The sequence below is a fragment of the Paenibacillus tianmuensis genome (assembly GCF_900100345.1).
In the GTDB taxonomy this organism is placed as follows: domain Bacteria; phylum Bacillota; class Bacilli; order Paenibacillales; family NBRC-103111; genus Paenibacillus_G; species Paenibacillus_G tianmuensis.
The window spans coordinates 83306-106632 of sequence record NZ_FMTT01000005.1; the positions used below are offsets into that span (position 1 = coordinate 83306).

The 23327-nt window shown below is 54.9% G+C and carries 18 protein-coding genes; 13 read left to right on the forward strand and 5 right to left on the reverse strand.

Translation table 11 applies throughout. From position 1 onward, the window contains the following. Positions 1-22 precede the first annotated feature (22 nt). Genes BLO51_RS05105 through BLO51_RS05115 form a run of 3 tightly spaced genes read left to right on the forward strand, consistent with a single transcriptional unit; the run spans position 23 to position 6820 of the window. On the forward strand, positions 23-3274 hold the full coding sequence (locus BLO51_RS05105) for a non-ribosomal peptide synthetase (protein ID WP_090667767.1): 3252 nt from the start codon (positions 23-25) through the stop codon (positions 3272-3274). Then, positions 3264-5090 (forward strand): ABC transporter ATP-binding protein, encoded by a 1827-nt coding sequence (locus tag BLO51_RS05110; RefSeq protein ID WP_090667770.1) that lies wholly within the window; start codon positions 3264-3266, stop codon positions 5088-5090. The genes BLO51_RS05105 and BLO51_RS05110 overlap by 11 nt, the downstream gene beginning before the upstream one ends. Then, positions 5087-6820, forward strand: coding sequence for an ABC transporter ATP-binding protein (locus BLO51_RS05115; RefSeq protein WP_090667774.1), 1734 nt, complete (start codon positions 5087-5089; stop codon positions 6818-6820). Before BLO51_RS05110 ends, BLO51_RS05115 begins: the two co-directional genes overlap by 4 nt. A gap of 114 nt (positions 6821-6934) precedes the next feature. Here BLO51_RS05115 and BLO51_RS05120 read toward each other — a convergent pair whose 3' ends face one another. The 3 genes from BLO51_RS05120 to BLO51_RS05130 are packed head-to-tail and all read right to left on the reverse strand — an operon-like array spanning position 6935 to position 9591. Beyond that, positions 6935-7996 carry an ABC transporter substrate-binding protein gene (locus BLO51_RS05120; protein ID WP_090667777.1) on the reverse strand — a complete coding sequence of 354 codons (1062 nt, stop codon included), beginning with the start codon at positions 7994-7996 and terminating at the stop codon, positions 6935-6937. 58 nt (positions 7997-8054) lie between these two features. Further along, the gene (locus BLO51_RS05125; RefSeq protein ID WP_090667780.1) at positions 8055-8819 is read right to left on the reverse strand and encodes an ABC transporter permease; all 765 of its coding nucleotides are present in this window, start codon (positions 8817-8819) and stop codon (positions 8055-8057) included. Next, positions 8752-9591 (reverse strand): ABC transporter ATP-binding protein, encoded by an 840-nt coding sequence (locus BLO51_RS05130; RefSeq protein WP_090667783.1) that lies wholly within the window; start codon positions 9589-9591, stop codon positions 8752-8754. Before BLO51_RS05130 ends, BLO51_RS05125 begins: the two co-directional genes overlap by 68 nt. Before the next feature lie 182 nt (positions 9592-9773). On the opposite strand from BLO51_RS05130, the gene BLO51_RS05135 reads away from it, so the two are divergent. Continuing rightward, a complete protein-coding gene (locus BLO51_RS05135) occupies positions 9774-10688 on the forward strand; it encodes a stalk domain-containing protein (protein WP_245719536.1) in 915 nt (304 codons plus the stop codon). Here the strand turns inward: BLO51_RS05135 and BLO51_RS05140 are convergent. Together BLO51_RS05140 and BLO51_RS05145 are read right to left on the reverse strand one after the other, a co-directional pair. After that, on the reverse strand, positions 10685-11371 hold the full coding sequence (locus tag BLO51_RS05140) for a response regulator transcription factor (protein ID WP_090668135.1): 687 nt from the start codon (positions 11369-11371) through the stop codon (positions 10685-10687). The genes BLO51_RS05135 and BLO51_RS05140 overlap by 4 nt on opposite strands. Before the next feature lie 48 nt (positions 11372-11419). After that, entirely contained in the window at positions 11420-12547 is a 1128-nt protein-coding gene (locus BLO51_RS05145) for a sensor histidine kinase (protein WP_090667790.1), read from the reverse strand. Between the two features lie 150 nt (positions 12548-12697). Between BLO51_RS05145 and BLO51_RS05150 the strand changes: the two genes are divergently transcribed. The 9 genes from BLO51_RS05150 (at position 12698) to gndA (ending at position 23326) form a co-directional block, all read left to right on the forward strand. After that, entirely contained in the window at positions 12698-13633 is a 936-nt protein-coding gene (locus BLO51_RS05150; protein ID WP_090667793.1) for an ABC transporter ATP-binding protein, read from the forward strand. A gap of 11 nt (positions 13634-13644) precedes the next feature. After that, positions 13645-14823, forward strand: coding sequence for an ABC transporter permease (locus BLO51_RS05155; protein WP_090667796.1), 1179 nt, complete (start codon positions 13645-13647; stop codon positions 14821-14823). After that, positions 14816-15955: an ABC transporter permease gene (locus BLO51_RS05160; protein ID WP_090667800.1), complete on the forward strand. Its 1140-nt coding sequence runs from the start codon at positions 14816-14818 to the stop codon at positions 15953-15955. The genes BLO51_RS05155 and BLO51_RS05160 overlap by 8 nt, the downstream gene beginning before the upstream one ends. 309 nt (positions 15956-16264) lie before the next feature. After that, positions 16265-16861, forward strand: coding sequence for a hypothetical protein (locus BLO51_RS05165; protein WP_090667804.1), 597 nt, complete (start codon positions 16265-16267; stop codon positions 16859-16861). A 195-nt stretch (positions 16862-17056) separates the two neighbouring features. Then, complete coding sequence (locus BLO51_RS05170) at positions 17057-18058, forward strand: LacI family DNA-binding transcriptional regulator (protein WP_090667808.1); 1002 nt, start codon at positions 17057-17059, stop codon at positions 18056-18058. A 22-nt stretch (positions 18059-18080) separates the two neighbouring features. After that, positions 18081-19349 carry a nickel pincer cofactor-dependent isomerase, group 22 gene (locus BLO51_RS05175; RefSeq protein ID WP_090667811.1) on the forward strand — a complete coding sequence of 423 codons (1269 nt, stop codon included), beginning with the start codon at positions 18081-18083 and terminating at the stop codon, positions 19347-19349. Beyond that, positions 19350-20909, forward strand: coding sequence for a gluconokinase (locus tag BLO51_RS05180; protein WP_090667815.1), 1560 nt, complete (start codon positions 19350-19352; stop codon positions 20907-20909). Positions 20910-20922: 13 nt separating this feature from the next. Next, positions 20923-21690 carry an SDR family oxidoreductase gene (locus BLO51_RS05185; protein ID WP_090667818.1) on the forward strand — a complete coding sequence of 256 codons (768 nt, stop codon included), beginning with the start codon at positions 20923-20925 and terminating at the stop codon, positions 21688-21690. Positions 21691-21913: 223 nt separating this feature from the next. After that, positions 21914-23326 carry an NADP-dependent phosphogluconate dehydrogenase gene (gndA, locus tag BLO51_RS05190; protein ID WP_090667822.1) on the forward strand — a complete coding sequence of 471 codons (1413 nt, stop codon included), beginning with the start codon at positions 21914-21916 and terminating at the stop codon, positions 23324-23326. The last annotated feature ends 1 nt before the right edge of the window (position 23327 follow it).

The following is a 23327-nucleotide window of genomic DNA, read 5'->3' on the forward strand; positions in this document are numbered from 1 at the left end:
ACATCTTAGGGGAGGGGTACGAATGAAATCCTTGTTTGCAAAGGAAGAAATGTATTGGAACGAAAAGTTCGATGTCGAAGACAGCATGAGCTTCCTGCCCTACAGCAGCTCCTCCATGAAAATCAGCAGTGCGGATCTTTCGACAGCGCCCAACGTGATTCAGCGTACGCTGCCGAAGGAGCTGTCCGATCGCATCGGACGCCTCGCCAATGGATCGGATATGGCCGTTTTTATGATCGTATTGGCAGGGGTCAGCGCTCTGCTCTATGCCTATACCAAGAAAGAGAACGTGCTGGTAGGCATCCCCGCATCGGCGCTGAACGACGAGAATCCGCCGATTCAAGATGTTCTGCTTATTAAAAATAACATCCGCCGCGAAAGCACGTTTAAATCGCTGCTGGGCCAAATTAAAATGTCGGTCGGCGAAGCTTTGGAACATCAGCATATTCCGTTCAGAAAAATGGTTCATTCCATGAATTTCGAATATACTCCCGATGGTGTGCCTGTCGTGAACACATTGGTTTCCTTTAAAAAAATACACGGGTCTGATTTTGCAAAAGCCGTATCGGCCGATACCGTATTTGATTTTGATGCGGACCATGATTCCATCCGGTTGAGCGTAAGTTTTGACGGCAACCGATACGATCAACATTTCATGGCCGCGGCGGTCGATCATCTTGTGCGGCTGCTGTCCGTCGTCTTGTTTCAACCGGAGCTTGAGCTCGGCGCCGTGGACATGTTGTCGGAGTCCGAAAAGCATCAGCTGCTGTATGGGTTCAACGATACCGAGACGGAATACTCGCGGGATAAAACGATCCATCAACTGATTGAGGAGCAGGCGGAACGGGTTCCGGACGCGGTGGCGGTTGTTTTTGAGCAGGAGCGGCTCACCTACTCCGAGCTGAACGAGCGGGCGAACCGGCTGGCCCGGACACTGCGGGCTGATGGCGTGCAGCCGGATCAATTGGTAGGCCTGATGGTCGGGCGTTCGCTGGAGATCGTCGTCGGCATTCTGGGAATCTTGAAAGCCGGAGGCGCGTACGTGCCGATTGATCCGGAATATCCGGAGGAACGCATCCGCTATTTGCTGGAAGATTCGGGAGCGCGGCTGCTCTTGACGCAGCGGCACTTGCTGGAGCACGTATCGTTTGCCGGGAAAGCGATCGCGTTGGACGACGAGGCGGCCTACAGTGAGAATGGCTCGAATCTGGAGCCGGTCACCGGGCCGAATAATCTGGCTTATGTGATCTACACGTCGGGAACGACGGGTAAGCCCAAAGGGGTATTGGTAGAGCACCGTGGGCTGTGCAGCTTGAAAATGATGTTTGGGGAAACGCTGCAAATAAGCGAGCGGGACAGCGTGGTCCAATTCGCCAGCTTGTCGTTCGATGCGTCGTGCTGGGAAATTTTCAAAGCGCTATTCTTTGGCGCGGCTTTATATATTCCGACGGCCGAGACGATTCTGGACTATCGATTGTTCGAGAACTTCATGAACGAGAACGGGATTACGGCAACGATCCTGCCGCCGACGTATGCGGCCTATTTGAACCCCGATCGGATGCCGAGCCTCCAAAAGCTGATTACCGGAGGCTCTGCCGTTTCGGTCGAATTCGTTCAGCAGTGGAAAGACAAAGTGCAGTATTTTAACGCCTACGGTCCGACGGAAGCTTCGATCGTGACTTCGGTTTGGACGGCTTCAACGGGGGCTGTCGACCGGAAGTCGATTCCGATCGGCCGTCCGATTCAGAATCACCGGATTCATATCGTAGATTCGCATCAACAGTTGCTGCCGGTCGGTGTGCCGGGGGAGCTGTGCATCGCCGGGGTAGGATTGGCTCGCGGCTATTTGAACCGTCCGGAGCTGACCGCAGAGAAGTTTGTGGACAATCCGTTCGCGTCGGGCGAGCGGATGTACCGGACCGGCGACTTGGCAAGATGGCTGCCGGACGGCAACATCGAATATATGGGCCGCATCGATCATCAAGTGAAAATCCGCGGCTACCGGATCGAAATTGGCGAGGTCGAAGAGCAGCTTTTGAAGATCGCGTCCGTTCGAGAAGCGATCGTTATCGCGCGTGAAGACGCAAACGGACAAAATCAGCTGTGCGCCTACTTCGTGGCGCAGGCGAAGCTGAAGGCGACTGAATTGAAGGAAGCCATGGCGAGAGAGCTGCCGGGGTACATGATTCCGTCGCACCTTGTGCAGCTGGAGCGGATGCCGTTAACGCCGAATGGTAAAATCGACCGCAAGGCGCTGCCGGCTCCGGAAGCAAGTCATTACGAAACGGAATACGTTGCGCCGCGTACGCTGCTTGAAATGAAGCTGGTCCAAATTTGGCAGGAAGTGCTCGGTTTAGATAAGATAGGAATAAAGGACGATTTCTTCGAGCTCGGCGGAAACTCGATCAGCCTGATGCGGTTGATTCAACGAATCTACGACGAAACGGGAAGAGAAATTCCGCTGCATAAAGGATACCAGGATGTAACCGTCGAAGCGATGACGCTTGAGAATTGGGAATCCGGCTTTGAACAGGACGGCCATCATTTCATGCAGCTGAATAAGCATGGGGCGACAAACGTGTTCTGCTTTCCTCCGGGAAGCGGATTCGGCATAGGCTATCGCGGGTTAGCGGACAAGCTGGAGAACCGGTACGCGGTGTACGGGATTGATTTCATTGACGATTCCGATCGCTACGAGGACATGCTGAATCGTTATGTGGACGAGGTCATCCGCATTCAGGGTGAGGGGCCTTATGTGTTCCTCGGGTACTGCTTCGGCGGGAATTTGATGTTCGAAGTAGCCAAAACGATGGAAAAGAGAGGATACGAAGTATCGGATCTGATCATGGTAGATTCTTGGATTAAGGAAACCCTGACACCGACGGATACGACGGAAAACGAGCTGCAAGAAACAATGGAGGATTTGTCGGAAACGGAAAAAGAACTGCTGGACAACCCCTTGATTCGAGAGCGTGTCCAGCAAAAGGTGCGTGCGACCTTGACATACGAAGCGCAATTGATCAACACAGGCGCCGTTCAGGCGAACATTCACGAGTTAATCGCGGAAGACAGCGATGCTTTCCGAATGGAGCACCAGCTGCCGTTATGGCGCGGAGCCGCGGGGCAAGCTTACGCGGAATATAAGCTCGCAGGCGCTCACGAAAAATTGCTGGAACCCGAATGCATTGATGGAACGTCGCTTGTCATTCATCGCATCCTCGATCAAATCATGGAACAGAACGACGCATCCCGAAAGGTGCTGCATGGAGGCTGAGCGGCGCCCGCATGCTTTGAAGGGGGATAACACGGTGGCGCAAAAAGGAAATCAGGTATTCGCTCTATGGACAGCATTCCGTTGGTTATTATCATTTGTAAACAATCACAGGGGCTGGATGATCGTTGGAATCGCCTCTGCCATGGCCGCGGCCGTGATCGAGGTGTGGACGGGCAGCTTGATCGAGCAATTGACAACCCACGCCGAGAGTGGGGCGGGGGCGATCGTCACGAAAATCCTCTATACCGTTTTTTTCGTCATTTTGATCGGGGTGCCCGCCAAATTTTTTATGGTTTACGGTGTGGAGCGGAGCAGCGCCTTCGCTGTAAGAGATATTCGCAACCATGTGATGAGCCATGTAGGGAAGCTACCTATTCATTACATTGAAAAACAACATTCTGGCGACGTGCTTTCGCGGTTAAGCAATGACATTCAGCTCATCCATCAATTCATGATCCGGGATTTGGCGCAATGGTTTTATCATCCGCTGCTGTTTATCGGCTGTTTCATTTATTTAATATGGATTCAATGGGAGCTTATGCTGTACAGCTTGCTGCTGTTTCCCCTTTCTTTGCTGGTTTCGCAATGGATCGGGAAGCAGCTGCAGCAGCTGACGGAAGAAGCTCAGGCGAATATGGGACGGATGAACGTCAATTTGCAGGATACGCTCGGGGGAATGCCGATCGTTAAGAGCTATTTATTGTCGGGAATGATGTTCCGCTCTTATCAAAGGCTGCTGCAATTGACGGCGCAAAAAAAGCTGGCCGTGAAAAAGAGGGAGGCTTGGGTAAACCCTCTCTTGTCTACGCTGATGCTTAGCCCGATCATCTTTGCCGTAAGCTACGGAAGCTATTTGATTTCCAAAGGCTTGCTCGGTACGGGGGAATTAATCGCTTTCCTTTATTTGTTGAATTTATGTTTGGAGCCGCTTGATCACATTCCCGAGATGATTACGCATACGTTTGAAATGACCGGCGCTTTAAAACGGGTCTCGGCGATTCTGGAGCAGCCTGTCGAGAACCAAGAAGGGCATTCCATTCCGCTGACAAGCGCCCCGCCCATTGCGTTCGATAACGTTTCTTTTGCTTACGAAGGCAGTCCCCCCATTCTGCGGAACCTAATCTTTACGGTGCCGGAAGGGGCAACGATCGCTTTAGTCGGAGCAAGCGGCGGAGGAAAGAGCACGGTTTTTAAGCTGTTATGCGGCTTTTACCCTTTGGCTGCGGAGCAAGGGACGATAAAAGTATTCGGTCAATCGATCAACGGCTGCAATCCGGACAGACTGCGCTCCCATTTGTCCGTCGTTACCCAAGATTCGTATTTGTTCAGCGGCACCGTAGCCGAGAATATCTCCTACGGCTGGGAGCATGCGTCGATGGATGAGGTGATCGAGGCGGCAAAAGCGGCTCATGCGCATCCATTTATTATGGAGCTTCCCGAAGGATACCAAACGCACGTCGGGGAGCGGGGCGGATTTCTTTCCGGGGGACAGCGTCAGCGGATTGCCATTGCGCGCGCCCTGCTTAAGAACGCCCCGATTCTGCTGTTGGACGAGCCCACATCCGCATTGGACCCCGAGTCTGAAGGCTCTGTTCAGGAGGCGCTGACCGTGCTCATGAAACAAAGAACGACCATCGTTATCGCTCACCGGTTGTCGACCGTCCAGAACGCGGATGAAATCTGGGTCATGGAGCAGGGGGAAATTGTTGAGGCGGGCAGCCATGCCGAGTTATTGGAAAAGAAGGGATTATACGCTCAATCGTACTACCAGGAGTTTACCGATCTTGCGAAGCGCAAGGAGGCGGTTTATACGTGAAGACAGGCGGATTAATCTCATATGTTAAAGAGCTCGTGTACTTGATGAGGTTCATGAACCGAAGACGCAAAACGAAATACTACATCGGTCTGAGCGTAACGGCGATCACCCAATCGTTATTTCTCGTATCTTTTAGTTTTGTCGTCGAAAGTCTGGTTACTTTTGCCGAGTCCCGGGATACTTCGCTTCTGTTCAAAGCCTTTTATATTTTGGGCGGCGCCTTGCTGCTGGAAAACGTCGTTTCTCCTTGGTTTACTTACATGTATCAACGAAGCGTAGAGTTTACGGTACTTGAAATCCGGGAGAGGCTTTATCATAAGGTTTGCCGGCTTCGGGCGAAATATTTGGAGCAGACGCATAATGGTGATTTGCTCTCGCGGGTCAATAATGATGTAACTACCGTAGAGACGACGTACTCCACCATTTATTTCGTGATGCTGACGCAAATCATTTTCAGCATCGGCTCCATCGTGGCGATGCTGTCCGTTCATTGGCAGTTTGCCTGCGCCTCGCTAACGATCCTGCTGCTGTCCTTTTCGATCAGCATCCGGTTTGTCCGGCAAATTCGGAAGCTGTACGAACAATCGCTGCAAGGGCTGGCTAACATGACGGGAAAGTTTCTGGACTTTATCGGTGGCATTCAACTGGTCAAATTGTTCCAAATCCGTCCGATCTACGCTCAATATCGAGGCCTGAATGAGCAAGTGGCGCAGATTGCGGCGCAAACGGCCAAAAAAAGCGGGATGCTGGCTGCTGTGAACCATTTTGTCAGCTACGTTACGTTTTGCGGGATTATCGTCGTCGGCAGCTTGTTATATGCCTATGGCCTGATTGGAATGGGAAGCGTTGCGGCGCTAGCTGTGCTGCAAATCAACTTGACCCATGCCATCATGAATTTCGGTACCGTGCTGTCGCTCGCACAAAATTCGTTGGCCGGCGCGCACCGGGTTCAAGAAATATTAGAGGAAGAAGAAGAGCCGGAGCGGCTCGGCTCTCCGGTGAGCGAACTCGTTTCGGAGGCGATGGTGGAATTCCGGGACGTGGAGTTTTCTTATCAGGCGGATAAGCGGGTTCTGCACAAGCTTTCCCTCCAGGTTTATAAGGGCCAAGTCGCGGCAATCGTCGGGGCGAGCGGTAGCGGCAAGAGCACCTTGATCAAATTGCTGCTGGGCTTTTATCCGATCGACCGCGGAGAGATTTTGCTGCAAGGCAAGCCGTTCGGGCACTATACGCTGGAAGAGATCCGCGGCCAAATCGCCTATGTGCCGCAAGACGCCTTTCTATTCAGCGGAACGATCGAAGACAACATTCGTTACGGGAATCCGCAGGCGACAACGGAAGAAGTTATGGAGGCTGCCAAAGCTGCTTATGCCCATCATTTTATTCAGGAGCTGCCCGAGCGGTACAACACCCAAGTAGGGGAGCGGGGAGCATCGTTATCGGGCGGGCAAAGACAGCGTATTGCGATTGCCAGGGCGATCCTGAAAAATGCGCCGATCCTGCTGCTGGACGAGGCAACGTCGGCGCTCGATAACGAGTCGGAATATTGGGTGCAGCGAGCCCTGAACGAGTTGATGAAAGGACGTACGACCATTCTGATTGCCCATCGCCTGAGCACCGTGGAGAAAGCGGATTTCATTACGGTCATGAATCAAGGGACGATCGTGGAGCAGGGCACGCATCAGAATTTGCTTGAGCGCGAAGGCCACTACGCGAGGTTATACGGATAGCTGGCGGGGATAGGCACCGGTCAATTCCCGGCAACCAGCCGAAATGCAAAAACAGGCAGAAAGCCGCTAACGGCTGCTGCCTGTTTTTTTATGCGCTGATGCGCGGCTTACGTTTTATTTACCCTGCTTCACTTCGTTCAAGAGCGAGAGGTCGAGGAATTTGCTCAGGTCCAGCGCCTCTTTCTTCACGTCCTTGATATAGCCGGCCTCGATGGAGACGCGGGCCATTTCTTCGATCGCTTCCTTGCTGACGTCCGTCGTCAGATTCAGGTGGGAAATCGCCGCTTTAATCAAAGCGAGATCCATTCCTTTTCCGCTGAGCGTTTTCAACTGGTTGTTGATCAGTTCATATGCTTTGTCCGGATTTTTCTTGATAAAGTCGATCGCGTCTGTATTGGCTTGAATGGCTCCCTTCGCCAGCTCGCGGTTGTCTTTCAGGAACTTGTCGCCGGCAACGAGAATCGTGAGCGGATAATTGCCGTTATTCGGTGGAATTTGATCCCACGGCGCGATTACTTTGCCGATGCCTTCTTGTTCCATCTGCGTGCCCCACGGCTCCGGAATGAGCGTCGCGTCGATTTCTTTTTGGCGCATCGCCACGAGCGTATCGGCCGGGGCGCGGGCGATGATCTGTACGCCGCTCTTGTCGGTCGTTACGTTCAGATTGTTCTGCTTCAGCAGCAGGCGGAGCGAAATTTCGTTCGTGCTGCCTTTCGTCGGGATGGCGACGGTTTTGCCGACCAAATCCTTGACGCCGTTGATGCCGGAATCTTTGCCGGCTACAAGCACGGCGCCTCCGTTATTCGAACCGGAAATGACGCGGAAGTTTTTGCTTTTCAGGAACTGGTTCGTCGAAGGTCCGGGACCGACGAAGCCCAGGTCGATCTGATCGGTAGCCAGCGCAGTGGAGAAGTCGGATCCGTTGTCGAACGGCGTCACCTCGATCTTGACGTTCTCGCCCCAATATTTCTTGAACAAGCCCTGCTCCAGAGCGACATAGCCCGGCGCGTGGGTAACGTTCTTGAAGATGCCGAGCCGTACCGTTTTGGCTGCGGCCGGTTTGTTCGCTCCCGTGCCCCCGGCTCCGTCTTTCGGCGCTTCCGTTTTGCTTCCGCAGGCGGAAAGCGCAAGCGATGCGGTCAGAACGACCGCCAATAATGCAGACCACTTTTTCATCGTGCCGTTTCTCTCCTTTGTTTAGCACCGACCGTTTGGCCGTGCTGCCCCCGATTGATTATTTTTTGCCGCTGATCAGGCCGTAGCGCAGCAATAGTTTATCCTCAAGCCGCTTGAAGCAAAAATGGTCGGACATCGTGCCGAGCACGGCGATGATGATCACGATGCAGAGCATGAGCGCCGTATCCGCGAGATTGCGGCCGTCCTGCAGCAGCTGTCCGAGGCCGACGCCTTTGGCGATCAGCTCGCCCGCGACAAGCGCCCGCCACGCAAAAGCCCAGGCGACACGAACGCCGGTAATCAAATGAGGGAACGCCGCGGGGACCATAATTTGATAAAACATGCGCATGCCGTCGCCGGTTCCCATCGTTTGCGCGGCCTTGATATAAATGGAAGGGATGTTTTTGATCCCGGTCCGGCTGGCCATCGCCATCGTCCATGTGGCGCCTAGCGTGGTGATGAATATAACCGAGAAATCGTTCATGCCGAACCAGATGATGGCAAAAGGCAGCCAAGCAATACTCGGAATCGTCTGCAGCGCCACAACCAGAAAGCCGATCGTGTCGTCGATCAGGCGGTACCGGGCGAACAGGAAGCCGAGCACCGTGCCGATCAGGATCGAGACGGCGAACGCGAGCAGCAGCCGTTTCAGGCTTTGAAACGTCGCTTCAAGCAGTTGGCCGTGAACGAAGCCGTCGTAGAACGCTTGAACCGTCTGGGTGACGGAAGGGAACTTCCAGCCCCAGTCGAATATTCTAAATCCCGCTTCCCACGCTATCAAGAGCAGAACCAGGAAGAGGCCTCTTCTTAATGCTGTACTCATCGCCCATCTCCTCCTTTACCACTTTTTCCAGCTCGTCGGCCAGCGCATCCATAATGCTGGCTTCCACGTGATGCAGGACGGAGTCGGCGTAATCGCGCGGACGCGCCGCTTGAACGGCGAATTCCTTCTTGATCTTCCCGGGGCGGGTCGACATGACCAGCACGCGGTCCGACAAGATGACGGCTTCGCGGATGTTATGCGTAATGAACAGGATCGTTTTGCGCGTCCTCATCCAAATTTCTTCAAGCTCCTTGTGCAAAATGAGCCGCGTCTGTTCATCCAGTGCCGCAAAAGGCTCATCCATCAGCAAAATTTCCGGGTCCATCGCGAGCGCGCGGGCAATGGCCGCCCGCTGTTTCATGCCGCCCGACAGCTCGTGAGGATAGCGGTCCGCGAATTTGCTCAAATGCACCGCTTTGATCTGCTCCATCGCCAGCGCTTCGCGTTCCTTTTTGCCGATGCCCTTTTGCTTAAGTCCGAACGCGACGTTATCCAGTACCGTCAGCCACGGGAACAAGGCATGTTCCTGAAAGACGACGACGCGGTCGGACCCTGGCGCATTGCAGGGTTTGCCGTTCACCGTAATGGTTCCCTGTTCCGCTTGCTCCAGGCCGGCGACCAGATTGAGCAGCGTAGATTTACCGCATCCCGACGGGCCGAGCAGCGAGACGAATTCGCCCTTGCGGATCGTCAGGGAAGCGTTGTCAATGGCGGTAAAGCTGCCGCCGGTACGCTGATGGAACGTCTTGCTGACGTCTTTGATTTCAATCAATGGGTTCACTCTCCTCGAAGAGACATGAGAAAACGCATAATCAACTATACCAACTTATTTTATAGGAATTAGGTGTATTGTCAACTATAAATTTTGCAGGATTTTGCGGTCTTTTGTCGAATGGTAGAAGCAGACCACATTTTTCCTATTTTATAGAAAGGTATGGGTGTGAGATGAAGCGAATGAAGCGAGTCATGGTGCTTGCCGCGGTCATTAGCGGAGCGTTCGCCGCCGGCGTTTACGCCGAGGACGTTTTGCAGCGGGTAGACGCTTACCTGCGTCCCGATTTCAACCTCGTGCTGGACGGGGAGTCCGTCAAGCTGTCGGAATCGCCGCTGGTGTACAAGGACAAGAGCTACCTGCCGCTGGCCGATTTGACCCGGCTGCTTGGCGCCAACCTGCTCTGGCGGGAAGATACGAAGACGATTTACATCAACAGCCGGATCAATCCCGAGCAGAAGACGGAGGATTCAAATCAGGAATACGAATCGATCGAACTGTCCGACCCGTACTCGATCCGACTCAAATATCTTGGGGCCGAGTACCCGATGCTGCTCACGTACAACAAGAAGAACTTGTCCGCCTATGTCCCGTATTACCGGGAAGTCGACGTCAAACGGATGGGCATCGAGATGAGCGGCTTGAAGAAAGCGCGCGAGCGCCTGACCGGTGTGGTATACATCAGTGAGCAGGAGCTGAAGAAGCGCTGGCGGCAAAACCCGGAGCAAGTGTACGCCACCAATGGCGACAATTACATCATCAACGGGGAAGTCAGTCCGAAAAAGATCGAAACGCTGCGGACGTACATCAAAAATTCGCAGATGCTCAAGTATGGGGAAATGGTGTTCTATCAAAAAGCGGTGATCCTCGACAAGCGCGGGGAAGAGGACGAATACGACTATTTGTACCACGAAACCGTGCAGATCCCTATCGCTCCGAACAGCACTCCGCCCCCGAATGGAGGCATGGTCAAGCGGTTTATGCTGGGTCGTCTGAAGCTGACGAGAGACATCGCTTCCTCCGAGCTCAGGTACACGGTCAACATGGGCGACCGCATCGATTTGCAGGAGGAAGCTAATAAACGGGGCATTCGTTAGTCTTGTTGTTTCCAATAGAGAATGGCAATTTGCGTCCGGTCCCTCAGGCCGAGCTTGCTCAAAATCTCCGATATGTAATTTTTGATCGTCCCTTCGCTCAGGAACAATTCCTGGGCGATTTCTTTATTGGATAGTCCTTCTGCGATTTTCTCGACCACTTGCTTCTCCGTAGGGGTCAGGCCGTACGATTCGAACCTCGCGAAAGGGTCCTTACGGCTCTGCGTCACTTGTTCTAAAGCCGCCCCCGCTTGCGCGGAAGACTGGGGATGAATCCAGCTCGTCAGCTTGCGGGCAATATCCGGGTGGATGAGCCAGTTGCCTTGGTGGACCGTTTTAATGCCATGCACGATCCCATCCGGCGAAATATTTTTGAGCAGGTAGCCGCTTGCGCCATTGCGCAGCGCCTCGATAATATATTCGTCGTCGTCGAAGGTCGTCAAAATGAGCACGCGGGTATCGGGCGACGCCCGCTTGATGTTCAGCGTGCCTTCAACCCCGGAGCCGTTAGGCATGCGGATATCCATCAGCACGACATCGGCGGTTTGTCCGTCGGTAAAAAAGCGGTGGGCTTCGTTTCCGTCTCCGCACGCTCCCACAACGCGTAATTCCGGATCCAACTCCAAAATCATTTTCATGCTTTCGCGGATAAACGGGTCGTCGTCAACAATCAATACTCGAATCATCATCAGGTTTACCCGCCTCCTCATGGTTAAATCTTTGGTCGGTGTCCCTTACGAGCTGGGCGTCGGCACGCGGGTCGTGACGGCGAACCGGCCGTCGGTTTCGATGCGCAGCTCTCCGCCTACCAGTTGCGTCCGTTCCTCCATGCCGCTGAGACCGATTCCTTTGGTCATACTGGTCAAATCCGGCAGCGTCCCGTTATTGGAAACAGTCATGGAGACGTTGGACGCAGCGAAGCTCAGCTCGATGAGCACCTCGGTAGCCTGTCCGTGACGAAGGGCGTTGGTCACGGCTTCTTGAGCATTCCGGTAAAGCACGATTTCAAGACTCGGATAGAGCGGGCGCGGCATGCCGGCGATTTCGTAGCGAATTTGAAGCTGCGGATCGGCTGCGAAGTCCTCGATCAGCCGGGTTAGCGAGAAGCTCTGCTCCTCCTCCGCCGGCGGCTTCATCCGCCGGACTGTCCGCCTTAGCGTATCCATCGCTTCCGTCAGTTGATCCCGGACGATCCGGGCCATCTCCATGCCTTTCTCCGGCTGCCCGGGCGAAATCCGGATGATCGCTTCCAGCATCATTTTCAGCCGGATCAGCTTATGTCCGAGATCGTCGTGAATTTCGTGCGAGATGCGGGTCCGCTCCTCCGTCTGGGCCAACTGTTCCACCTTGCCGGCGTATTCGACAAGTCTTCTGCGGGCGGCATCGAGCTCATAGGCTTTGCTTCGCAATTCGTCGTACACCTGCTCCAGCTCCCGCTTCCGGTCGCCGGTTTCCGACCAACCGTACAGCAGCAGCGCTCCGGTGGCAAGCAGCAGATTGGCCGTGAGCTTCAGCTCCATGTTGGGATGCTCGGTCAGCGCAACATTTAAAAGAAGAGCCTGCAGCGCAAGCAGAAACCAACGCAGTCCCGAGCGCTCCTTCAGCATATAAGCCGTCAATGTGGAGTAGTGGCAAGCGAACATCATTCCTTCCATTTGCAGACTGAGCCAAGTGACGAACAGCATTTCGGCCGCAGCCGCCAAGTTCTGTGCCCGCCCCGGCAGCCACGAGCGGCTTATTTCCGCAACGGCAAGCAGGACCAGCGTATAGAAAGCGAGCTGTCCGCTTTGTTCGAGCGGCAGCATGTATGCCGTGCTGACGGCGGGAAAAAGAATCAGTATGTATCGGAGCAGTAACAGCATCCCTTATGCGCCTCCATATGCGATTATAACATAAGGTGGACCTTCATGACTTTCGTCATTTCCAACAAATGACGAAAGCGACCTGTTTTCGCACCTTGAAGGGCGGTACAATATAATCAAAGCATATCACCTTACAAGGAGCGTACGACCGTGTCATTTATCGAGATCAAAGATGTCGTCAAACGGTATGGCGGCAACATTTCCGTGGATCATTTGAGTTTAAGCATCCGGCAGGGGGAAATATTCGGTCTGCTCGGACCGAACGGCGCCGGGAAAAGCACCACAATCAAAATGCTCTGCGGGCTGCTCAAAATCGATCAAGGGGTAATGCGGATCGATGGTATTTCCGTTGCTGCCAATCCGCTGGAGATCAAGCGAAGGATCGGACTCGTGCCGCAGGAGCTCGCGATCTACGAAAACTTGACGGCGCGGGAAAACGTCACGTTTTTCGGCAAGCTGTACGGTCTGCGGGGGGAGCTGCTGCGCGAGCGGGTGCAGGAAGCGCTGGAATTCGTAGGACTATCGGACCGTCAGGGCGAGAAGTCCGGCGCTTACTCGGGAGGGATGAAACGGCGGCTAAACATCGCGTGTGCGATCATGCACCGGCCGAAGCTCATCATCATGGACGAGCCGACGGTCGGGATCGACCCGCAATCCCGCAATCATATTCTCGATTCGGTCCGCAAGCTGAATCAGATGGGCTCGACCGTCATTTATACGAGCCATCATATGGAAGAGGTTGCCGCGATCAGCACGCGGGTCGGGATTATCGATCACGGCCACTTGATCGCCTGCGGCACACAGGAGGATTTGCGGGCGCTCGTCTCCTCGGATGAGAAGCTGATCGTCAAAGTCGCGGAGGTCAAGGATGAGGCCGTGGCCGAGCTGCAGGCGCACCCGCGCATCCGGCAAGTGGCGAGGGACGACCGGACGCTCGAAATCTATCTGCCTTCCTCACCCAATTCGCTGCAGGACATTTTGTTTATTTTATCGAAGCATCAGGTCGTTATTCAATCGCTAACCCGCTTGGAACCGGACCTGGAGGCGCTGTTCCTGTGCTTGACCGGACGGACGCTTCGGGACTAGGGGGAGAGGATATGCGCATTTTATGGACCGTAGCCGGTTACCAGCTTCTGCAGTTTAGCCGCACCAAAGGGGTAATACTCGTTTTGTTTCTGCTGCCGCTGTTGCTCATCTTCATTCTGGGCACAGCGCTATCGGAGGAGATTAAAACGGGGGATGTTAAGCTGAGCCTCGTGAAGGTCGCCATGGTGAATCAGGGTCAGAGCCTGTGGAACGAGCGGCTCAAAGCCTATTTGGACTATCCGAAAACCAGGGAAATCCTCCAGGTGCAGGAATTGCCCAGCCGCGAAGAAGCGGTGCGCGCGCTTCAAGAGGGAAGAGCCGAATACGGGCTGATCGTGCCCGCGGGGTTCGGGGAAGCTTTGCTGCACGGACAACCCGCTTCATGGGAGCTTATTGCGGGGAAAGACCTGGGGAAGAACCTGATCGCCGAAACGGCGCTGGAAAGCTATCTTGCCTATGCGAACAGCGTGCAGGCCGCTGTCCTGACTTTGGGGCCGCAGGCCGCAAAGGCTATGCTGGCGGATGCATCCGGCTATGCCGGCGCTTCGGAATCGTTCGTCGCGACGGGCAAGCTGGGAAACAAGGGCAAGGAGTACACGGCGCTTCAGTATTATGCCGTATCGATGCTGGTCATGTTCATGATGTATGCCGGGATGATGGCACCCATCAGTCTGGTGAGCGAGCGCGAAGACCATACGATGCTCAGACTCCGGTCCATGCCTGTGACGATGAACCAGATCGTGTTCGGCAAAATGCTGGGGAACGGCCTGCTGACCCTAATGCAGGCGCTTGTCATTGTCGGGGTGACGCACTACGTCTACGGCGTCTACTGGGGAGACCGCCCGGTGATTATTCTGGCGATATGTCTGGCCGTCACGCTGGTTTCGATGGCGCTGGCGATGCTGGCCTCATTGTTCTACCGCAATGTAAAGTCGGTGTCGATGGCTTTGCAAATCGTCATTTTTCTCATGACCATTCTAAGCGGAGGATTCGACCTGGATGTGGACGGAGAGCTGGTACAGATCGCGAAATTCACCGTGAACCATTGGGCAAACCGAGGTCTGCTGGAATTGATGCTGGATGGAGATGTGCAGCTTGTCCTGCATTACGTAAAGGTTTTGGCTGCGATCGCAGCCGCGTTGGCAGCCGTTGCTTTCATGGCGTACCGGAAGGTGGGGTACCATGAATAGTTTGTTCATTGCCGTGAATTTAATCAAAAGGACGATCGGAAACTGGAGAGGTTTTCTGTTGTTTATTGTTGCTCCGACTCTGCTTGTTTCGCTCATTATCGGAACCGCGGAGCATCAAGACAAGCAGGTGGCTGTTAGCTATCTAAACTTGGACGAAGGTCCCGTCGGAGGGCATGTGGTGCGGGAGCTTGAGCTTACAGGCAGGTACCGGTTATCGGCGGCGGCCTCTCCCGAGTCGCTGAAGAAGGCGGTCACCGAACGCAAAGCGGTTGCTGCCTTTATTATTCCGGAAGGTTTCTCCCAGAGTTTAATGGAAGGCCGGACTGTTCGTGCGGAGCAGTTGGAGCTGGCGATGAGCGAAGCGTCCTTCACGCTGCGGATGAGCTTGGACCACACGATTCAGCGGGTGAAGAACGCGACCCAAATGCTGAAAGTTTCCGGTCAACCCGGCGATCGATTAGGTCAAATGCTGGAGCAGGCGGAGAAGCATCAGGTGCGTGCCATCCGTACCGATTTCGGCTCGTATGCCAGCCCGGCGCTTGGATTGGCCACGGGTATCCTGCTCATTTTTCTCATGGGGTTGGTAAACAATTCCGTTTCTTTTATGGTCGAAGACCGGAAACAAAAAACGATGACCCGAATCTTTACGGCTCCCGTCCGCGCCTACGAAATCATGCTCGGCAACTTCCTCGGCAGCTTCGCGGTTGGCACGCTGCAAATTGTGCTTGTACTGGGGTTTACCCGGTATGCGATGAACTTTTCGTTTGGGCTGCCTTCCATACCCCATCTGCTAGTGATGGAGTGCTTTCTGCTCGCAGTGATGGGTATCGGCAGCGCGGTGGCCGGATTGGTCCGCAACAGTGAAAATATCGGCGCCGTCAACGCGATGGTAACTACGCCGACCTGCATGCTGGGCGGCTGCTTCTGGCCGGTATGGATCATGCCCGAGTTCATGCAGAAGCTGGCCAATTTCGTGCCACAAACCTGGGCGATCGAGGCCATTCGCCGGCTCGGCTCGGGTCAAGGGCTGGGGGATGTCGCCATGCATCTGGGCGTGCTGGGACTCTTCGCTGTGGTGCTGCTCGGTATCGGCTCCGTCGTGATGAAGCCGGGCGAAACGGAAGCCGGCTAGCGGCGAGGGGCAATCGAAATTTACGTTATAACGTCTTCGCCTTGGAGCGAAGGCGTTGTTTCGTTTCGGAGGCAGCGTGGCCACAAAAAAATAGGTTTAAAAAACGTTAAAAAAATCAATAATCCAAGTTGCTAAATCATATGATTCATAATAAGATAGAACTAAGAAACAGAATAGTCAGAAAATTCTATCAAAGAAATAATCATGTTTGACTAGCGTTCACGCCAATACACACGCCGGCAGCAGCATGGACCGAACCAGAAGTCGTCGCTGTTCATTAAGCAAGCTATCATCAAGGAGGGGATTGCCGTGAGCAAGAGTCATGAGGTGGAATATTGCAACCTTGAGTTACGGTTTGACCGTCGGCTAATCCGTAACTTCATCAAAACGCTCATTCAAGAAGGCTATTCGCTCTATTGGAACGAGAGCGACCAACAGTTTATCGTCTCGATCCGGACCGGCCGCAAGCTGGTAAAGCTGCGGTTTCAGCGCATCGGCGAGCGATATAAAATTGTGGGCAATTATTCCTTCAAAGACGAGAAGCTGGCGGAGCTGATGGAGAAGATGATCGGCGATACCCGCGGACACGCGGTAGTAAAGCGCTTTAAAGACCGGCAGATTCTGATTGAAAACATCATGTTCGGCGAAATCATCCGTATGGTTGAAATTTCGGGGGTGGAACATAAGGTGTTATTCCAAAAGGAACCAGTGGTCACGATGGAGGAAATGATGCAGGCGTTCCGGTCCAGACGTCCGGACGAACGGATTCCGGTGCTGCGGATGGAGCTGGACTACGAATTGGCTACGCTGCATGAGGCGATTCAGGAGGAAGACCGGGAAGCGGTCGAACGATGTAAAGAGAGGTTGATGGAACTCCGGCATGAGATGCTACTGCTCGAAATGTAAAATACTACGGCTGCGGAAAGGCGTTGGCGGAACATACCGCAGCGCAGCGAACAGCCGCTGACGGCCTGTGCGGGATGGGGAGCATAGGCCGTTTTGACGTGTTCACAAAAAGTCCGGTTTTGTGCTGAATATGCGCAAGAAAACGGCATTGTTAACGTGTGCATTTCTATGTTATCATGAATGGGAGGTGGTCCCATGAGCAGTGTTACGATCAAAGACATCGCCAAACTGGCCGGCGTGTCGCATACGACCGTTTCCCGGGCATTAAACGATAGCCCGCTGATCAACCCGGAAACGAAAGAGCGCATCAAAGCGATTGCGGGAAGCGTGAACTACACTCCGAATTACAGCGCGCGAAGCTTGGTGCTGGATCGATCATACAATTTAGGGCTGTTTTTTACAACCCTGCATACCGGCACCTCCGCCGGATTTTTATACGAAGCCATCAAAGGCGTGAACGACGTCATTAAAGACGGCTATAACTTGATTGTCCGGGGGATTGACGATTACAAGAGCTTTCATAAGATGAACCGCAAAAATTTCGATGGCATCATCGTCATGAGCCAAAGCGATAGCGATCAGTCGTTCATCGAATATGCTTCGGACAAGGAGATTCCGCTTGTAGTGCTGAACCGGCCCGTCGAAAGTGTCCAAGTGATGAACTTCGTCCCGGACGACCAGAGCGGCGCTTACCGGCTAACGGAATACTTGGTGCAGCAGGGACACCGCCATATTGCCATCATCGAGGGGAAACAGGGGTTCAAATCGACGCAAGCCCGTCGCGACGGGTATCGCGAGGCGCTCCGCAAGCATGGGATCTCCGTGCCGGAAGCGTACTACGTAAGCGGCAATTACGATCTGGAAAGCGGCCACGCGGCCATGAGCAAGCTGCTGGAGCTGCCTGACCGGCCGACGGCCGTCTTTTGCTGCAACGACGATATGGCGCTCGGCGCGGTGAAAGCCGTGACGGAGCGGGGCTTGTCGGTGCCGGAAGACATCTCGGTGGCAGGCTTCGACGACAACCTGTTCTCGGCTTTCATGTCGCCTGCGTTGACCACGGTTCGCAGACCGATCGAAGAGCTGAGCCGGGCCGGGGCGGAGAAGCTTCTGAAGTTCATCGAGACGAAGCATTCGGAACAATCGCTCGTACTTTTCCATACGGAGCTGGTCATTCGCGATTCCGTCAAATCCATCTAATTCGTTTGGGGAGGCAACTAACATGAGCGTACTCAGAACGCTTCTGCAAGACATCCCGATTCCGCAAATGGTTCGTATCCGTCAAAAATTCGACGGAACCCGGCTGGAGCGCCCGACCGAGGATTTGGAGCGCGAGCTGGCGAAGCCCGGCGCCATCGACCGGATCAAGCCGGGCCAGCAGGTGGCCGTGGCGGTAGGCAGCCGCGGCGTGGCGAACATCGCCGCCTTCACGCGGACGACGATCGATGCGATCAAACGGGCGGGCGCCCATCCGTTCATTGTCCCCTGCATGGGCAGCCACGGTGGCGCGACCGCCGAAGGACAGAAGGAAGTGCTTCATCATCTTGGCGTAACGGAGGAAGCGATGGGGGTACTGATCCGTTCGACGATGGAGGTCGTGCAGATCGGCCAGCTGCCGAACGGACTTCCGGTATACGTAGACAAATACGCATACGAGGCCGACGCCATCGTCGTCATCAACCGGGTGAAGCCGCACACCGCCTTCCGCGGCAAAATCGAAAGCGGCATCATGAAAATGATTTCCATCGGGCTCGGCAAGCAAAAAGGGGCGGAAGCGTGCCACCAGCTCGGCTTCAAATATATGGCTGAAAACGTGCCGGCCATGGCGCGGATTATGCTCGAAAAGCTGCCGATCCTGTTCGGCGTGGCATTGGTGGAAAATGCATACGACGAAACGTGCATCGTCGAAGTGCTGCCCGCAGCTCAGATGGAGGAACGCGAGAGGGTGCTGCTTGAGATCGCCAAGTCCCGGCTGCCGAAAATTTTGTTCGATCAAATCGACGTGCTGGTCATCGATTACATCGGCAAAAACATCAGCGGCGACGGCATGGACCCGAACATTACCGGCCGTTATCCGACGCCGTACGCGCATGGCGGCCCCGACGTGTCCAAGATGGTCGTGCTCGACACGACGCCGGAAACGAAAGGCAACGCCAACGGCGTCGGCACGGCCGATTTCACGACGCAGCGGCTGGTCGACAAGATGGATCTGGCCGCGACCTACGCCAACGGGCTGACTTCCACGGTATGCGCGCCGACCAAAATCGCAACGACACTCGAAAACGACCTGTACGCCATCAAAGCCGCGGTCAAAACCTGCAATATTTTGGATTATACCCAATGCCGGCTTGTGCGTATACGGGATACGCTGCATTTGGGCGAAATCGAGATTTCGGTCAACTTGCTTGAGGAAGCCAAGCGTCATCCGGACATCGAGATTTTGTCCGAACCGTATAATCTGCCATTCAACAGCGAAGGGAACTTGGTATAAATGAGCGGTTTGTCTGTACCCAAGCCATACATCATCGCCGCGGATATCGGCACGACGAGCACCAAGACGCTGGTGATCGACCGAAGCGGCCGCGTGCTTGCCTCCCATGCGGTGGAGTATCCGCTTTACACACCCAAACCGGATATGGCCGAGCAGGACCCGGAAGAAATTTATCAAGCGGTGCTTACCGCCATTCGCGAAGTCGTCGGTAAAGCGGCCATTCTGCCCGGACAAGTGCTGTGCGTCTCGTTCAGCTCGGCGATGCACAGCCTGATTGCGGTGGACCGCGATTTGACTCCGCTGACGCGCTGCATCACGTGGGCGGACAACCGCAGCGTAGGCTACGTCAAAGTGCTGAAGGAAGAGCGGAACGGCCATGACATTTACCGGAACACGGGCACTCCGATTCATCCGATGTCGCCTCTGCTGAAGCTGATGTGGTTCCGGGACAATCGGCCGGACCTGTTCGAGCAGGCGTATAAGTTTATCGGCATCAAAGAATACGTATTCGGCAAGCTGTTCGGCAAGCTGGTGATCGACTATTCGCTGGCAAGCTGCACCGGTCTGTTCAACCTGCGGGAGCTGGCGTGGGATAAGCAGGCGCTCGAAGCCTGCGGCGTCCGGCCCGAGCAGTTGTCGGAGCCTGTATCGACCACGCATGTGCTGCAAGGGCTGACCGCCGGGGATGCGGCCTCGATGGGGCTCTCGGCGGATACGCCTTTTGTCGTGGGCGCGTCCGACGGCGTGCTGGCCAATCTCGGCGTCGGCGCTTTCGAGCCGGGCGTTTACACGGTGACGATCGGGACCAGCGGCGCAGTGCGCGGCGTCGTGCGCGAGCCAATGACCGATCCGAAGGGCCGGCTGTTCTGTTATGCGCTCAAGGAAGATTTCTGGGTCGTCGGAGGCGCGATCAACAACGGCGGCATCATGTTCCGTTGGGTTCGCGATCAGCTTGCCACGGCGGAAGCGGAAGAAGGACGCCGCAGAGACATGGACCCGTACGACTATTTGATGTCTCTGGCGCGTGAGGTGGCTCCCGGTTCGGACGGGCTCATTTTTCTGCCGCTGCTTGCCGGCGAGCGGGCGCCGTACTGGAACGCGAATGCGCGCGGCGTATTTTTCGGACTATCGCTCTATCATCAGAAGAAACATATGATCCGGGCGGTGCTGGAGGGCGTCATGTACCGGATTCATTCGGTCGTTTCCGCGCTGGAGGAGCTCAGCGGCCCGACCCGGGAGGTACGCGCCTCCGGCGGCTTTGCCCGTTCTTCGTTCTGGCTCCAGATGATGGCCGACGTGCTGAATGCGAACGTCGCCGTGCCAAGTACGATCGAAAGCTCCGGCCTCGGGGCGGCGCAGCTCGGTATGCTGGCGCTCGGCGAGATCAAGGATTTCTCCAGCGTTCACGATTGGATGCAGGTGGAGCAGTCGCTTCGCGCAAGCGAGCCGAACCATGAAGTATATCAACAGTTGACAAAAATTTATAATCGTGTGTACCATCAGTTGAAGGATGAGTTTGATGCCATCGCCGCCTTTCAACAGATTCACACGAAATCTTAGGGGGCGTCGGGCTATGAACTTATTCGATTTATCGGGAAAAACGGCAGTGATTATCGGAGGCAGCAGCACCTTAGGCGGAACGATGGGAGTTGCGCTTGGCGGACATGGGGCCGATGTCGCGGTGGTCGGGCGCAATATGGACAAATCCGAAGAAGTCGCAAAGCGGATCGAGGCGTCCGGCGGACGGGCCAAGTGCTTTTCGGCAGATGCGACGAAAGCCGAGGACTTGAAGCGGGTGCTGTCCGAGGTGCTTGCGTGGACGGGACGCTGCGATATTTTGATGAACTGTCCGGGCAAAAACAGCGCGACGCCGTTTTTTGACATCACGATGGACGAATGGGATTCGATTATGGAAGTGAATCTCAAGAGCGTCGTGTTGGCGTGTCAAATTTTTGGGAAGCATATGGTGGACAAGGGCGAAGGAGGCAGCATCATTAACATTTCCTCCGTATCTTCGGACCCGCCGCTGTCCAAAGTGTTCACGTACTCCGCTTCCAAAGCGGCGGTGAACAATGTCACCCAATTTCTGGCGAGCGAATTCGCTCCAGCGCGCGTGCGTGTCAATGCCATCATTCCGGGCTTCTTCCCGGCCGAGCAAAACCGCAAAATTTTGTCTCCCGAGCGTGTCGAATCGATTATGCGTCATACGCCGATGAACCGTTTCGGCGAAGCGGAAGAGCTTCAGGGCGCAGCCGTGTATCTGGCTTCGGAGAAAGCTTCGAGTTTCGTCACCGGCACGGTGCTGCGGGTGGACGGGGGCTTCGGAGCGATGACGATTTAAGCGGGCAGGGCCAGCTCCCAAACCGACTCCGGTGCAGCAATATCCATCTCCGGTCGCTCTTGAAAATGGATTCCTTGAACTTACCTGTTAGGTAAGAATCCATTTTTTCAAAGGCGACACGCAAGCTCTCCGATGGATATTCTGACCTCCTTCTCTTGGGAGAAGTTCCAAACCCTTAAACCGTCAAAATCTAAATAGACAAAAGGAAGGAAGAGAAACCACAATGTCCAAACAACAAGTCGGCGTTATCGGCCTTGCGGTCATGGGGAAAAACCTGGCTCTGAACATCGAAAGCAGAGGCTTCACCGTATCCGTCTTCAACCGTTCGCGGGAGAAAACGGATGCGCTGTTGGCCGAAGCGCAAGGCAAGAAGCTGGTCGGTACATATAGCATCGAGGAATTCGTAGCTTCGCTCGAAACGCCTCGCAAAATTTTAATCATGGTGCAAGCGGGCCATGCGACAGACGATACGATCAATCAGCTGAATCCGCATCTGGATAAAGGCGATATTATTATCGACGGCGGCAACGCATTTTTCCCGGACACTCAGCGCCGCAACAAAGAGCTAGAAGCGCACGGCCTCCGCTTTATCGGTACGGGCGTATCCGGCGGCGAGGAAGGCGCGCTGAAGGGCCCCGCGATTATGCCGGGCGGGCAAAAGGACGCCTACGAGCTGGTCGCTCCGATCCTGACGGCCATTTCGGCCAAAGTGAACGGCGACCCTTGCTGCACCTACATCGGACCGGACGGCGCCGGCCATTACGTCAAGATGGTGCATAACGGCATCGAGTACGGCGACATGCAGCTCATCTGCGAGGCGTACCACCTGCTCAAAGACGTGCTTGGCGTTAGCACGCAGGAGCTTCATGAGATTTTCGCCGATTGGAACAAGGGCGAGCTGGACAGCTACCTGATCGAAATCACAACCGACATTTTCACCAAATACGATCCGGAAACGGGCAAGCCGATGGTCGATGTCATCCTCGATTCCGCCGGCCAGAAGGGTACGGGGAAATGGACAAGCCAAAGCGCGCTCGATCTCGGCGTTCCGTTGTCCATCATTACCGAATCCGTTTTCTCCCGCTTCATCTCGGCCATGAAAGAAGAGCGCGTTGCTGCCAGCAAAGTGCTGAATGGACCGAAGCAAGCGGCGTTCGACGGCGACCGCGCAGCGTTTATCGAAGCGGTGCGGAAGGCGCTGTATGCGAGCAAAATTTGCTCTTACGCGCAGGGCTTCGCCCAAATGAGAGCAGCAAGCGAGGAATACAACTGGAGCTTGGACTACGGCAGCATTGCGATGATTTTCCGCGGCGGCTGCATTATCCGCGCCCGTTTCCTGCAAAATATCAAGGATGCGTACGACCGCAACCCGGAGCTGAAAAACCTGCTGCTTGACGAATACTTCAAAGGTATCGTAGAGCAGTACCAAGACGCTTGGAGAAACGTCGTCGCAACGGCAATCACCCGCGGCGTGCCGGTTCCGGCCTTCGCCTCCGCGCTGGCTTACTACGACAGCTACCGGACGGAGCGTTTGCCTGCCAACCTGCTGCAAGCGCAGCGCGATTATTTCGGCGCGCATACCTTCAAGCGGGTCGACAAAGAAGGCGCCTTCCACTTCCACTGGATGGAAAACTAAG